The organism is Ruminococcus sp. 8Y-12, assembly GCF_058119865.1.
In genome coordinates, this window is record NZ_CM176623.1 from 972,234 (window position 1) to 986,602 (window position 14,369).

At 45.9% G+C, this 14,369-nt stretch carries 13 protein-coding genes; 5 read left to right on the forward strand and 8 right to left on the reverse strand.

Translation table 11 applies throughout. From position 1 onward, the window contains the following. Positions 1-263 precede the first annotated feature (263 nt). From rsmG to rpmH, 8 genes are all read right to left on the reverse strand, one after another. The gene (gene rsmG, locus AC0THY_RS03445) at positions 264-983 is read right to left on the reverse strand and encodes a 16S rRNA (guanine(527)-N(7))-methyltransferase RsmG (protein WP_489993075.1); all 720 of its coding nucleotides are present in this window, start codon (positions 981-983) and stop codon (positions 264-266) included. Positions 984-1,084: 101 nt separating this feature from the next. After that, positions 1,085-2,971, reverse strand: coding sequence for a tRNA uridine-5-carboxymethylaminomethyl(34) synthesis enzyme MnmG (mnmG, locus tag AC0THY_RS03450; RefSeq protein WP_489993076.1), 1,887 nt, complete (start codon positions 2,969-2,971; stop codon positions 1,085-1,087). Positions 2,972-2,983: 12 nt separating this feature from the next. Then, complete coding sequence (gene mnmE / locus AC0THY_RS03455; protein ID WP_489993077.1) at positions 2,984-4,363, reverse strand: tRNA uridine-5-carboxymethylaminomethyl(34) synthesis GTPase MnmE; 1,380 nt, start codon at positions 4,361-4,363, stop codon at positions 2,984-2,986. A gap of 149 nt (positions 4,364-4,512) precedes the next feature. Further along, a complete protein-coding gene (gene jag / locus AC0THY_RS03460; RefSeq protein ID WP_489993078.1) occupies positions 4,513-5,400 on the reverse strand; it encodes an RNA-binding cell elongation regulator Jag/EloR in 888 nt (295 codons plus the stop codon). Between the two features lie 12 nt (positions 5,401-5,412). Next, positions 5,413-6,693 (reverse strand): YidC/Oxa1 family membrane protein insertase, encoded by a 1,281-nt coding sequence (locus AC0THY_RS03465; protein ID WP_489993079.1) that lies wholly within the window; start codon positions 6,691-6,693, stop codon positions 5,413-5,415. Positions 6,694-6,719: 26 nt separating this feature from the next. Beyond that, complete coding sequence (yidD, locus tag AC0THY_RS03470; protein WP_489993080.1) at positions 6,720-6,929, reverse strand: membrane protein insertion efficiency factor YidD; 210 nt, start codon at positions 6,927-6,929, stop codon at positions 6,720-6,722. Beyond that, complete coding sequence (gene rnpA, locus AC0THY_RS03475) at positions 6,926-7,285, reverse strand: ribonuclease P protein component (protein ID WP_489993081.1); 360 nt, start codon at positions 7,283-7,285, stop codon at positions 6,926-6,928. Before rnpA ends, yidD begins: the two co-directional genes overlap by 4 nt. A 52-nt stretch (positions 7,286-7,337) precedes the next feature. Continuing rightward, positions 7,338-7,472 (reverse strand): 50S ribosomal protein L34, encoded by a 135-nt coding sequence (gene rpmH / locus AC0THY_RS03480; RefSeq protein WP_489993082.1) that lies wholly within the window; start codon positions 7,470-7,472, stop codon positions 7,338-7,340. Positions 7,473-8,180: 708 nt separating this feature from the next. On the opposite strand from rpmH, the gene dnaA reads away from it, so the two are divergent. The 5 genes from dnaA (at position 8,181) to gyrB (ending at position 14,362) form a co-directional block, all read left to right on the forward strand. Continuing rightward, positions 8,181-9,554 carry a chromosomal replication initiator protein DnaA gene (gene dnaA, locus AC0THY_RS03485; RefSeq protein WP_489993083.1) on the forward strand — a complete coding sequence of 458 codons (1,374 nt, stop codon included), beginning with the start codon at positions 8,181-8,183 and terminating at the stop codon, positions 9,552-9,554. A gap of 295 nt (positions 9,555-9,849) precedes the next feature. Beyond that, positions 9,850-10,953 (forward strand): DNA polymerase III subunit beta, encoded by a 1,104-nt coding sequence (dnaN, locus tag AC0THY_RS03490; protein WP_489993084.1) that lies wholly within the window; start codon positions 9,850-9,852, stop codon positions 10,951-10,953. An 86-nt stretch (positions 10,954-11,039) separates the two neighbouring features. Next, positions 11,040-11,249, forward strand: a complete 210-nt coding sequence (locus AC0THY_RS03495; protein WP_489993085.1) for an RNA-binding S4 domain-containing protein — start codon at positions 11,040-11,042, stop codon at positions 11,247-11,249. A gap of 10 nt (positions 11,250-11,259) precedes the next feature. Further along, positions 11,260-12,336 carry a DNA replication/repair protein RecF gene (recF, locus tag AC0THY_RS03500; protein WP_489993086.1) on the forward strand — a complete coding sequence of 359 codons (1,077 nt, stop codon included), beginning with the start codon at positions 11,260-11,262 and terminating at the stop codon, positions 12,334-12,336. A 100-nt stretch (positions 12,337-12,436) separates the two neighbouring features. Beyond that, on the forward strand, positions 12,437-14,362 hold the full coding sequence (gene gyrB / locus AC0THY_RS03505) for a DNA topoisomerase (ATP-hydrolyzing) subunit B (protein WP_489993087.1): 1,926 nt from the start codon (positions 12,437-12,439) through the stop codon (positions 14,360-14,362). Positions 14,363-14,369: the final 7 nt, after the last annotated feature.

The following is a 14,369-nucleotide window of genomic DNA, read 5'->3' on the forward strand; positions in this document are numbered from 1 at the left end:
CAGGAGCCTCGCGGCTCCTGTTTTCAAGGAAAGAGAAAAAATTAAAATATTTTGAGGGAGTACTTCGCAGCGTGTGGGAGCTGCGAAGTGTGAGTTATGAAATATATTAGCTGTTTGCTAATATGCTTATAGTATACCCAATAATTGTGTTCAAAGTATGTTCTTTCTATAAAATAATTACAAATTTTTTAACTAATTTATTACGAATCCGTGAAGAATACCTTTCTTTCAGCGTTTATAAGTATCTCAGCAGCCATTGAAGCTCACTGAATCGGCTCCTTAGCAGGTATTCCGGCTTTTCTGGGATACTTCTTTGGGGTGGTATTTATCTTCTCCACTATTACAAGGGATCTCTCTATATCACTCCCCGGAAGGCAGAAATGAATGGTATCCCTGCGCTCCCCACCAAGTACAAAGACCGCCTTCTTTGCTTGTGTAATCTCCTCCTGAACATTTCCCGATTTATAGGAGATAAAATATCCTCCCCTTTTCACATAGGGAAGACAATATTCTGAAAGTGAGGCCAGATTTGCAACCGCCCTGGATACGCAGAAGTCAAACTGCTCCCTGTACTCTGCTTGCCTGGCAAAATCCTCTGCTCTTCCGTGGACTGCCCTGATCCCCGGCAGTTCCAGTTTTTCAATCACCTGATCCAGAAACTTGATTCTCTTGTTTAAGGAGTCTAAAAGCACCACTTCCAGCTCCGGGAAAGCGATCTTTAAAGGTATCCCCGGAAACCCTGCCCCTGTTCCGATGTCAATAAGCTTCTCCCCGCCTGACAACCTTTCTGTCCGCTTCAAGGCCAGACTGTCCACAAAGTGTTTCCTCATTACTTCCCCATACTCTGTAATGGCTGTGAGGTTCATCACCTTGTTCCACTCAATCAGAAGTTCATAGTATTGCATAAACTGAGAAACCTGTCTCTCACTCAGCTCTATACCAAAGTATTTGCATCCATCCAGTAATATATTTTCATTTGCCATATTTTTACCACCAATTTTTCATGTTTTAAGGTACCCCTGCATATATATCTTTCTACTGAGTAGTACCCCGCCTGTAAGGTCTCTCTGACCTCCTGCACCGATCAGGATCGCCTGTAAGCCCTGCTTTCCAGGTAAACCAACAACACTGATATATCAGCCGGAGAGACACCCGAGATCCTGGAGGCCTGTCCAATACTCTCCGGCTCATACAGCTTTAACTTCTGTACTGCCTCAATACGCAGACTGTTTATATCATCATAATTGATATCCCGGGGAATCTTCTTACTCTCCAGCTTTTTAAACTGTTCTACCTGTTTGAGCTGACGCTTGATATACCCCTCATATTTTATATTGATATTTACCTGCTCTCTGACTCCATCCGGGAGGCTGGGTCTTTTTTCGTCAATAGGCTCTAAAAGGTCATAGGTAAGTTCTGGACGGCGTATCAATTCTCCGATCGTAGTCCCGGAGTTCAGGAGCGTGCTGCCCTGGGATTCCAAAAACTTTTGTACTTTTGTATTTGCACCCACATTTGCATGCTCTACTCTCTCCGTCTCCTCCCGGATCAATCTTTTCTTTTCCAGCAGCGCCTCATACCTCTCCTGTGAGATCAGTCCAATTTCATAGCCTTTCTCAGTGAGCCGCAGATCCGCATTGTCCTGTCGCAGAAGCAGCCTATACTCCGCCCTGGAGGTCATCATACGGTAGGGCTCCCGATTCTCCTTTGTCACCAGATCATCGATCAAAACCCCGATATACGCCTCGGACCGGTCCAGTACAAAGGGGTTCTTTCCCTTTATCTTTCTGGCTGCGTTGATTCCTGCCATAAGCCCCTGCGCCGCCGCTTCCTCATATCCTGAGCTTCCGTTAAACTGACCTCCGCTGAACAGACCGCTTATACTCTTAAACTCCAGGGAAGCCTTCAACTGCCTGGGGTCAATGCAATCGTACTCAATGGCATAAGCGTTTCGAACAATTTGCGCGTGTTCCAGGCCAGGCACTGTACGGTACATGCGGTACTGCACATCCTCCGGAAGGGAACTGGACATTCCTCCCACGTACATCTCATTGGTGTCCAGACCCTCCGGCTCAATAAACACCTGATGTCTGTCCTTATCCGCAAATTTTACCACCTTATCCTCAATGGAGGGACAATATCTGGGTCCTGTTCCCTCAATGATACCTGAATAAAGGGGAGAACGATCCAGATTCCCCCTAATTATCTCATGGGTCCTCTCATTTGTGTAGGTAAGCCAGCAGGACACCTGATCAATCTGTACACTGCCTGGGTCTGTCGTAAAGGAAAAAGGCACCACGTGCTCGTCGCCCACCTGCTCCTGCATTTTATCAAAGTCAATAGAACGCCTGTCGATTCTGGCAGGAGTACCTGTCTTAAACCGGTACATCTCAATTCCATGTGCCTTTAGGGAGTCTGTTAAATGATTGGCGGCCTGCAGTCCATTTGGCCCTGTGGCATTGCTCACATCCCCGTAAATACAGCGGGCTCTCAGATAGGTCCCTGTACACAGTATACAAGCCTTACAGTAGTACACTGCCCCAGAGTATGTCTTCACCCCTTTAACTTCTCCATCCTCAGCTATCAACTCTGTGACCTCGGCCTGTTTGATCCAGAGATTCTCGGTACTTTCCAGCACCCTGCGCATGCTCCGGCTGTAATTTGCCTTATCCGCCTGAGCACGCAGGGAGTGTACTGCAGGCCCCTTGGACTTATTCAGCATCTTGGATTGAATAAAGGTTTTGTCTGTATTGATTCCCATCTCTCCGCCCAGTGCGTCGATCTCCCGAACCAGGTGGCCCTTGGAGCTTCCTCCTATATTGGGATTGCAGGGCATAAGTGCAATACTGTCCACACTCACTGTAAACAATGCGGTCAAAAGTCCCAGACGGGCGCATGCCAGTGCCGCTTCGCATCCCGCGTGGCCTGCTCCAACCACTACCACATCTACCTGTTCTTCCAGTGTATTCATTGTTCTTCCTCTCTATTTTCCAGTACAAAATTTGCTGAATATCTCATTTACCAGGTCCTCCCCCACTGATTCCCCCACTATTAGGCCCAACTCTTCATAGGCACTCATCAAATCAATGGAGTAAAAGTCCTCAGGCATCTGCATATCCAGACTCATCTGCACCTGTTTAAGGCTCTCTAAAGCCTGCGTCAGTGCATCTTTATGTCTCATATTTGTGATATATACCTGATCGTTAAAGGAAAGCCTGCCTTCAAAAAACATATCCCTCAGAGTGCTCTCCAGAATCTCAATCCCCTGATTCTCCTTGGCTGAGACAGAAAGAATCGGATGTCCGCAGAGCCTCTCTCCCAACATCTCCTCTGTGGTGACGGAAGTCAGGTCTGTCTTATTCAGCAGCACGATAACCTTTTTATCGGAAAGCATTTCCATGATCTCCCTGTCACTCTCATCCAGTTCTGTGGAGGAATCCACAACATAGATCACCAGATCTGCATCCTTTACACATTCCCTGGCTTTATCCACACCGATCCGCTCCACCACATCGTCCGTCTGCCGGATTCCGGCTGTGTCCACGATATTTAAAGTAATTCCGTGTATATTCACTGACTCCTGCAGGATATCCCTGGTAGTTCCTGCAATTTCCGTGACAATAGCTCTCTCCTGTCCCACCAGCAGGTTTAAAAGAGAGGACTTGCCCGCATTTGGTTTGCCCACAATCACAGTCTGGATACCCTCTGTCATAACACGTCCGTTTTCAGAGGATTGGATCAGTCTGTCAATCCTTTGGCACCATTCCTTGTTCTCCTCCTCCAGACGCTCGGGGTATCCACTCAGATCTGAGTGCTCCGGATCATCAAGAGCTGACTCAATAAAGGCAATGTGATAGAGTATCTTTTCCCTCAGCTCCTTCACCGCCACCTGTACCGCTCCCTTTAACTGGCTCACTGAGCTTTTTAAGGCATACTCGTTCTTTGCCTGGATAATATCCATGACTGCCTCCGCCTGGGACAGGTCGATTCTTCCATTTAAAAATGCCCTCTTGGTAAACTCCCCAGGCTGGGCAGGCCGGGCTCCATTTTTGATCACCGTCTCCAGAATTTTCTTCATAGCTACGATCCCGCCGTGGCAATTGATTTCCACTGTATCCTCGGCCGTAAAACTCCTGGGCGCCCGCATGAGCATCACGAGCACCTCATCCACCGCTTCCTCCCCATCCCAGATGTAGCCGTAATGGATTGTGTGGGTTGGCATAAGGGAAAGCTTTTTCTTATCCTGCTTTGAGCGGTACACTCTGTCCGCCACCAAAAAAGCATCCTCCCCGCTGATTCGGATAATACCGATTCCCGCATCATTCATAGCTGTGGAGATAGCTGCAATTGTATCACTTCTCAAGGGAACTCCTCCTATTGCTACTACACGGCTGTGCAGTAAATACACAGACCGGCTAAATAGCTATGCATTTCAATATGTTTAAAGGGCTGTCGCGTTAAGCCTGCCGTATGCGCTTAAAGCGACAGCCCATTGTTTGCTGTCTGTTACTACTATTTTTTTAATGTAACAACTACCTTGCGGTAGGGCTCCTCCCCCTCACTATGTGTGGAAACATAGGGATTGTTCTGCAGGGCGGAGTGGATAATCCTGCGCTCATAGGGATTCATAGGCTCTAAGAATACCGGCTTTTTTGTCCTCCTCACCTTGGAGGCAATATTCTTTGCCAGATTCTCCAGAGTCTCCCTTCTCCGTCTGCGGTAATCCTCTGTATCCACCTTTACCCGGATATAGGAACCGTTTTCCTTGTTCACCACCAGGCTGGTCAGATACTGGATGGAGTCAAGAGTCTGCCCCCTCTTTCCAATCAATATCCCCATCTCAGGGCCGGACAGATCAACATTCAGATTCTCATCCTCATCAAAGGCTGCCTTCACCTCAACCTGAAGCTTCATGGCCTTAAATGTGGCATTCAAAAACTGAATCGCATTCTCCTCAGCAGCCGCATGATCAATAGGAGCTTTCTTGACAGCTTCCTTCTCCTCCTTAAACGGCCTCTCCTCAGACTTTTGAAGTTCCGGTTTTCTCGGTTCCGGCTTCTTAGGCTCCGCTGGCTTTGCTTCCGGTTTTCTTGGCTCCGGCTTTCTCTGCTGTGGTTTGCCTGTTTCTTTTTTGGGCTCTCTCTTAATTTCTTTCTTCTCTTCTCTCTTTGGTTCTTTCTTTATCTCAAGGTCCAAATCCAGATCATTCAGTGAAGAGCTGTATTCTTCCTTTTTGCGCGCGCGAATCACCGCCGGTTTGCTGCCAAATCCCAGAAATCCACTGCTGCCGCGTTCAATCACTTCATACTCAATGTTATCACTGCTGGTTTCTAATTGGATGGATGCCTCAATAATCGCGTCATCCACAGTTTTCGCTTTCACCTCAATATAATCCATCATTGTGAAACCCTCCTATTTTTTATTTTTCTCGTTGTACTGCTGCACCATGCGTGCCTTCGAAGCGATACTCCCCGGTTTTGCCTTTGCGTTCTGATTGTAGAACTCCGTCGATTTCTGGATTTGCTTCTGCTTGTCCTCCTCAGAGACATTCTTTTTCTGGGTAGAAGCATTGGGACTCTGAATATTTCTCACATTGGATTTGGCCTGATTTGTGATCTTCTGGGGCGGAAGTCCCATTTTTTCACGCTTTTTGTTCTGCTTCTCCATATTTTTCTCAATCAGTGCATCCAGATCCATGCTGTCAATGTGTCTGTTTACCATCACCTGCTGGATACTTCTGATCACTGCACCGGCGATCCAGTAGATACCCATACCTGCAGGAAGTGTAAAGCAGAAGAACACGGACATAAGGGGCATAATATTGTTCATGGTTTTCATGGTACTTGCCATATTACCAGCAGCCTCAGGAGTATTTCCCGTATCGGCTGTGGGCATAAGCTTCATATTCAGCCACTGGGTCAGACCGGCCAATACCGGAATGGAAAGCGCTGCAATCAGCGCCAAAATCTGAAAATCACCGCTGACAGCATCTTTTACCATTGCAAAAGGAGAGTTTGCAATATTGATTCCCAGAAAGTTATTCATATGGTCAACCTGCTGTTGTGTCTGTGTCACCAGGTTGGAAATTCCGGAGAAGCTGGGGTCAGATGCCATGGCGGACCAGTTTTCCGGCTTGAATTTGTAGAGGCAGTCAATAATGGTATTTGTAGTGTATCCTAATTTTTCAAAGTTTACCTGATTGGAAGACGCAAAATCAGCAAGATACTGCTGGCTGCCCGCGATAGCATGAATCTTATCAGCCAGAGGCATAAATACGTCCTTTACTCCGCTTACGTAAGCGGGAATATTCCAGATCACGCGATAGAGTGCAAACAAAATAGGTAGCTGTATGATCATCTGCAGACAACTTCCCATGGGAGATACGCCGTACTTTCCATATACAGCCTTAGTCTCCTCATTCATCTTCATCATGGAAACCTGATCCTGCTTGCCCTTATATTTCTTCTGAATTGCCTGAATCTCAGGATTCATCTTTGCTGACAGCTTGGAAAACTTCTGCTGTTTGATGGTCAGAGGCATCAGCAGCATATAGATTATGATCGTAAATAAGATAATGGTAAGTCCAATGCTCGGGATGGTAAGCAGATTGCAGAATTCAAAAATAGCATCCATAATAAATCCGAGTATTGTTGCGATTGGCCCTAAAAAGCCGCCATTTTTGGTTAATAACATATGTTTCCTCCTAATTCAGGCCTCACTCACGGAACCGGATCATAGCCACCCTTAGAAAAGGGATTGCACCTCAATATCCTCCAGCAGGTCAGTATACCGCCTTTTAATGCACCATATTTTTCGATTGCCTCCAGCCCGTACTGTGAACAGGTGGGGAAATAAGGACATTTTGTCCTTTTCATTGGTGAAAGATATTTTCTATATAATTTAATCATACCGATTAATATTTTTTTCACTTCTCATCATTCTCTTCCAAATCTGTGCGGATCTTATGAAGCTTGGCCAGGTGGAGCAGAGCGCTCTCAATTTCGTGAAAGCCGCAGTCTTTTCCGCCAGGCCGGACAATCACTACAATATCGTATCCAGCTTCAAACTTTGCCTCATTCAACCGGTAGCTCTCCCGTATCAAACGGGTCAGGTGATGCCTCACCACGCTGTTTCCAACTTTTTTACTGACGGAAATACCGATCCTGTTTCTTTCGGAATCATTTTTCAACAGATACATCACCAAATATCTGTTAGCCTCCGATTTTCCTTTTCGATAAACACACTGAAAATCCCTATTTTTCTTCAATGATTCTGAAAATATCATGCCGACTTCCTTTTCCTAAAGTAAAGAGAAGAAAAGGCCACAAATCTGCGGCCTATGCTGATAACTGTCTTCTTCCTTTTGCTCTTCTTGCAGCGATAACTTTTCTTCCGCCTGCAGTACTCATTCTAGCTCTAAATCCGTGAACTTTTGCTCTGGATCTCTTTTTAGGTTGGAATGTCATTTTCATTAGTCCGGCACCTCCTTTATCTGACCAAATATCTATATCCATTTGGCAAATTCGTTATTCCACATGTTTAAAAAACATCATTTCAATTATATTCATAAAACCCGGCAAAGTCAAGCAGTTCCTTTACTTTTTTATATTTTTTCGTAACAGTTCAGACTGGTCGGGTCTGTTATGTACTTGCTGCCAGGACGTCACCCGGGCGTAGGCAGCTCTCACGCAAACACGTGCAGCGCTCTGGGGAACTAACCGTTAATTGTTTGCTTTGAGAGCTGCCTACGCCCGGGTGACTGTGTTCTGGAACCGAAAACTTTCCCAAAGCTTGTTAGGAAATCGCCTGGGTAGTCCGATCTTCCGGCTAAAAGAAACAGCTTCCACCATACGATATCCCCAAAATGTTGAAATGTGGATAAGTATTATACACCACGCAAATGGCCTGTATTTTCAATGGATAGCAGAATTGTCCAAAAAAGTTATCCACATTTTGGGGATATCTTGTGCATAACTTTTGGATTTAATGTGAAAAACTTGGGGGAAAACTGACAAAACCCGCTGTTTTTCTATGTTTATAGTGTTGAAAGGAGTTATAAACACTGTCCAAAAATTGGTTTTTTGTCAAAATTTATCCACAGTAAAATTTCTCGTTGCTAATTTACTTATTTTCAGGTATTATTAATGTAGAGAAATTGGGTTCAAAAGGAGATTTTCATAATGGACATATTATCGAACATCATTGATAAATGGGAGGAGATCCTTCAGATGGTCAAGCTTGAGCACGATCTGTCGGATGTCTCCTTTGACACTTGGCTAAAGCCGTTGGAGGTACATAATTACGAGGAAAGTGAAAATCGTGTCTACATCTTAGTTCCATCCGGCCAGATGGGGCTTAATTATGTCTCCAAAAAATATACCCTACCTATAAAAGTGGCACTGGGAGAAATCATGGGGCTAAACTGTGAGATTGAATATATCCTGCCGGAACAGGCCAAGGAGCACGCACCGAAGCCGGCGCCCAAAACTGCCCCCTCTGTTTCCAATGATATTATTGAAAAATCCAACCTGAACCCTAAATATACATTTGATACCTTTGTGGTGGGAGGAAACAACAATTTTGCACACGCCGCATCCCTGGCTGTTGCGGAGTCTCCGGGGGAGATTTACAATCCTCTTTTTATTTACGGAGGAGTGGGACTTGGAAAGACCCATCTTATGCATTCCATCGCACACTTTATATTAGAAAGAAATCCATCCACAAAAGTGCTGTACGTGACCAGTGAATCCTTCACCAATGAGCTGATTGAAGCCATCCGAAATGGAAATAATACGGCTATGACCAAATTTCGGGAAAAATATCGGAATATTGATGTGCTTCTTATTGATGATATTCAGTTCATTATAGGAAAAGAGTCTACCCAGGAAGAATTCTTCCACACCTTCAATGACCTGCACGGCGCTAAAAAGCAGATCATTATCTCCTCGGACAAGCCGCCCAAAGAGATTCAGACTCTGGAGGGCCGTCTGCGCTCCCGCTTTGAGTGGGGGCTGATCGCAGACATTTCCTCCCCTGACTATGAAACCAGGATGGCAATTCTCCGTAAAAAGGAAGAGATGGATGGTTACAGCATTGATGATGAAGTCATCAAATACATTGCCACAAATATCAAATCCAATATCCGTGAGCTGGAGGGTGCGCTGAATAAGCTGATGGCTTTCAGCAATCTGGAAAAGCGAGAGATCAATGTAGCTCTGGCGGAGGAAGCTTTAAAGGACATTATCTCCCCGGATGAAAAACGGGTGGTAACTCCGGAACTTATAATATCCATTGTTGCGGAGCATTTTCACATTTCAGAGACAGATATCAAGGGCACGAAACGGAATTCTGAGATCGTATTTCCACGGCAGATCGCCATGTACCTCTGCCGAGAGATGACCAATACTCCCTTAAAGTCCGTTGGAAAGTATCTGGGAGGGAAAGACCACTCTACTATTATCAACGGGTGTAAAAAAATTGTGTCGGAGATGGAATCCTCCGAGTCCGTCCGCAATACCATTGAGGTCATTAAGAAGAAAATCAGTCCAAGCTGATCCTTCCTCTCAGGCATCTTGGACTACATGAAACTCTATAAGATGAAATATCCACAGGTTCATGTTCATAGAGCATGGAAAATGTGTTTATAATTTGTGAATCGATTTTAAGGTGTTGATAAGCCATGCGTTTTCCAACCCCTTAAAATTTTTTCTCACACACTTAGAAATGGGCTTATCCCCATATTTTATGCCGTTTGGAGGAGTTATACACAAATCAACATCCCCTACGGCGGATACTACGGATTTTCTTTACATTTTATCTTTTAGCAAAACCAAAAGGAGTTATCAACAAATGAAAATTATCTGTTCCAAGAGCAATCTTTTAAAAAGCGTAAACATTGTAATGAAAGCAGTACCCGGAAAAACTACCATGCCTATCCTGGAGTGTATCCTCATGGATGCCTCCTCCAATGAGATAAAATTTACAACCAATGACATGGAGTTAGGTATTGAGACAAAGGTGGAAGGCGAGATTCTGGAAAAGGGTATCATTGCCATTGATGCTAAGATCTTTTCTGAAATTGTTCGAAAACTTCCTGATAATGATGTTACCATAACCACGGATGAAAAGATGCAGGCAGTCATCACCTGTGAAAAAGCAAAGTTTAATATCTCAGGGCAATCCGGGGAGGATTTTTCCTATCTTCCCTATGTGGAGAAGAATGATTCTATTACATTGTCACAGTTTACCTTAAAGGAAGTGGTTCGCCAGACCATTTTTTCCATTGCTGCCAATGAGAACAATAAAATGATGACAGGTGAATTGTTTGAAGTAGACGGAAATATTTTGAAAGTGGTTTCCTTGGACGGACACCGTATTTCTATACGAAAAATTGAATTGAAAGATTCTTATCCTCATAAGAAAGTTGTCGTTCCTGGAAAGACACTCATTGAGGTAAGCAAAATTCTTTCCGGCGAGACTGAGGATGAAATCAGCATATTCTTCACAGAAAACCATATTGTGTTTGAATTTGCAAATACAGTGGTTGTTTCCAGACTTATTGAAGGAGAATACTTCCGCATTGACCAGATGCTCTCCAGTGATTATGAGACAAAGGTGGAAATTAATAAAAGAGAGTTTTTGGACTGTATTGACCGCGCAACTCTTTTGGTGAAAGAGGGGGACAAAAAGCCCATCATTATTGCCATCGGGGAGGGGAGCATGGAGCTGAAGATCAATTCTCAGATCGGTTCCATGAATGAGCAGATTGATATTTCGAAAGAGGGAAAGGATATCCTCATAGGGTTTAATCCTAAGTTTTTGATTGACGCCCTGCGGGTCATTGATGATGAGACGATCACGATTTATCTGGTAAACCCCAAGGCTCCCTGCTTCATAAGGGATGAGAACCAGTCCTACATTTATCTGATACTTCCGGTAAATTTTACGGCGTAAGTGATATCACATTTTAATAGATGAGATCACTGCAATATGTGACTTTAAGTGATCTTTTCGGCAGCTCGCACTGTCAGGAGGGAAAGATGGAGAAAATTAAACTGAGAGACGAATACATTAAGCTGGGACAAGCTTTGAAAGCCGCGGGGCTGGTTGGCTCTGGAGTGGAAGCCAAGATGGTCATACAGGATGGCCTGGTAAAGGTCAACGGACAGGTGGAAACCCAGAGGGGGAAAAAGCTCCATGGCGGTGACCAGGTGACTTTTGGGGACGAGACCATTCAGATTACGGAATAGCGGTGCCGGGATGATTATTGAGTCGATTAAGCTGGACAATTTCAGAAACTACCAGACTCTGAAGCTGAAGTTTGACAATGGAACCAATATTTTTTATGGAGACAATGCCCAGGGAAAGACAAATATCCTGGAGGCCATTTACCTCTGCGGGACTACCAAATCCCACAAGGGGAGCAAGGACCGGGAGATTATAAGGTTTCATCAGGAGGAGTCCCATATACGTATGAGGCTGGTTAAGAATGACAGCCCCTACAAGATTGACATGCATTTAAAAAAGAACAGAACAAAAGGGATTGCCATAAACGGTGTTCCCATCCGCAAGGCCAGCGAGCTGTTTGGAATCGCCAATTTTGTGTTTTTTTCCCCGGAGGATTTGAATATCATTAAGAATGGGCCTGGGGAGCGGAGGCGTTTTATGGATTTGGAGCTCTGCCAATTAAGCCGTATCTATCTCCACAATCTCTCCAACTACAACAAAGTGGTGAATCAGAGGAATAAACTGCTCAAGGACATTGCTTTTCACCCGGAATACGGGGATGTTCTGGATGTATGGGATGAGCAGATGGTGTCCTATGGAAAAAAGATCATTGAGGAGCGGGAGAACTTTGTGTCCCGTCTGGGCCTCATTGTGGCAGAGATACATAGCAGGCTCACGGGCGGAAGGGAAGAGATTTCCATCCGCTATGAGAAGAATGTGGATGCCGCCTCCTTTGAGGAAGCTTTGAAGAGAGGCAGGGAGAAGGATCTGCGGTTTAAGATGACAGTGACGGGGCCTCACAGGGATGACCTGCAGTTTCTGGTGAAAGAGGTAGATATACGTAAATATGGCTCCCAGGGCCAGCAGAGGACGGCTGCACTGTCCCTGAAGCTGGCGGAGATTGAGCTGGTGAAGCAGGAAATCAGGGATACACCCGTGCTTTTACTTGATGATGTGCTGTCTGAACTGGACAGTAACAGGCAACACTATTTACTGGATAGTATACACGATATACAGACTCTCATCACATGCACAGGTCTGGACGATTTTGTGGAAAATAAGTTTCAGATCAACAAGGTATTTCATGTGGTGGAGGGAACGGTTTCATAGATTTTTGTATGTAGCTGTCAGGATATTGAGCAGTTACGATGGATATTAGTTTACGGCAGGCCTGCCGTTTGGGGCTTGTGTAGGAAAACAGGAGGTAACTATGGGTACAGAACAAACACAGGAGTATGGTGCAGATCAAATACAGATTTTGGAAGGACTAGAGGCGGTCAGAAAGAGGCCTGGAATGTACATTGGCAGCACATCTGTCAGAGGTCTTCATCACTTAGTGTATGAGATCGTGGACAATGCGGTGGACGAGGCGCTGGCGGGTTTTTGCGATACGATCCGGGTGTCGATCAACCAGGACAATTCCATCACTGTTATTGACAACGGGCGTGGCATTCCTGTGGGGATCAACCACAAGTCCGGGCTGCCTGCCGTGGAGGTGGTATTTACCATTCTGCATGCCGGGGGCAAGTTCGGCGGCGGGGGATACAAGGTATCCGGAGGACTCCACGGGGTAGGTGCATCTGTAGTAAACGCTCTCTCCGAGTGGCTGGAGGTTACAATTTACAGTGAGGGTAAGATCTACCGCCAGAGATACGAGAGGGGACAGGTTGTCTATAAGCTGAAGGTGATCGGAGACTGTCCTGAGGATAAGACTGGAACCATGGTTACCTTTCTGCCCGACAAAGAGATATTTGAGGAGACGGTATTTGAATATGATACCCTGAAGCAGAGACTGAGAGAGATGGCGTTTCTGACAAAAAATATAAGGATTATTCTAAGAGATGAGCGTCCGGAGGAGCCTGTGGAGAAGATTTTCCACTATGAGGGCGGAATAAAGGAGTTTGTGAATTACCTGAACAGGGGAAAGACGCCCATTTATCCGGAAGTGGTGTACTGCGAGGGGACAAAGGACAATGTCTATGTGGAAGTGGCCATGCAGCACAATGACGGGTACAATGAGGGGGCTTACAGTTTTGTGAACAACATCACAACCCCGGAGGGCGGAACACATCTGACTGGTTTTAAGAACGCTCTCACTAAGACCTTTAATGCTTATGCAAAGGCGAATAAGCTGATCAAGGATACGGAGAGCCTGTCCGGTGAGGATATCCGGGAGGGGCTCACTGCCATTATCAGCGTGAAAATAGAGGACCCCCAGTTTGAGGGACAGACGAAGCAGAAGCTGGGAAACAGTGAGGCCAGGGGAGCGGTGGACAGCGTGGTGTCGGAACAGCTGGGTATCTTTCTGGAACAGCATCCCCAGGTGGCTAAGGTAATCCTGGAAAAGTCTATCATGGCCCAGAGGGCCAGGGACGCGGCCAGGAAAGCCAGGGATCTGACAAGAAGGAAGTCTGCCCTGGACGGACTTTCCCTGCCGGGGAAGCTTGCGGACTGTTCGGATAAGGACCCTAAAAACTGTGAGATCTATATTGTGGAGGGAGATTCCGCCGGAGGTTCCGCTAAGACGGCCAGGAGCAGGGCTACTCAGGCGATCCTTCCTCTGAGAGGGAAGATCCTGAATGTGGAGAAGGCCAGGCTGGACAGAATCTACGGCAACGCGGAGATCAAGGCTATGATCACAGCGTTCGGTACAGGCATTCACGAGGATTTTGACCTCTCCAAGCTGCGCTACCACAAGATCATAATTATGACCGATGCAGATGTGGACGGCGCTCATATCAGTACGTTATTATTAACCTTTCTCTATCGTTTTATGCCGGATCTGATCCGGGAGGGGCATGTTTATCTGGCACAGCCGCCTCTGTACAAACTGGAAAAGAACAAGAAGGTCTGGTATGCCTACAGCGATGAGGAGCTGAACAACATTCTTGCGGAGGTGGGGCGCGATCAGAACAATAAGATACAGCGCTACAAAGGATTGGGAGAGATGGACGCGGAGCAGCTTTGGGAGACCACTATGGACCCTGAGAAACGGGTGCTTCTGCGGGTGACCATGGAGGATGACGCGGCATCGGAGCTGGATCTGACCTTTACGACTCTGATGGGCGATCAGGTGGAGCCCAGGCGTGAGTTTATTGAGGAGAATGCAAGATTTGTAGAGAATCTGGATATTTAGGAGGAGA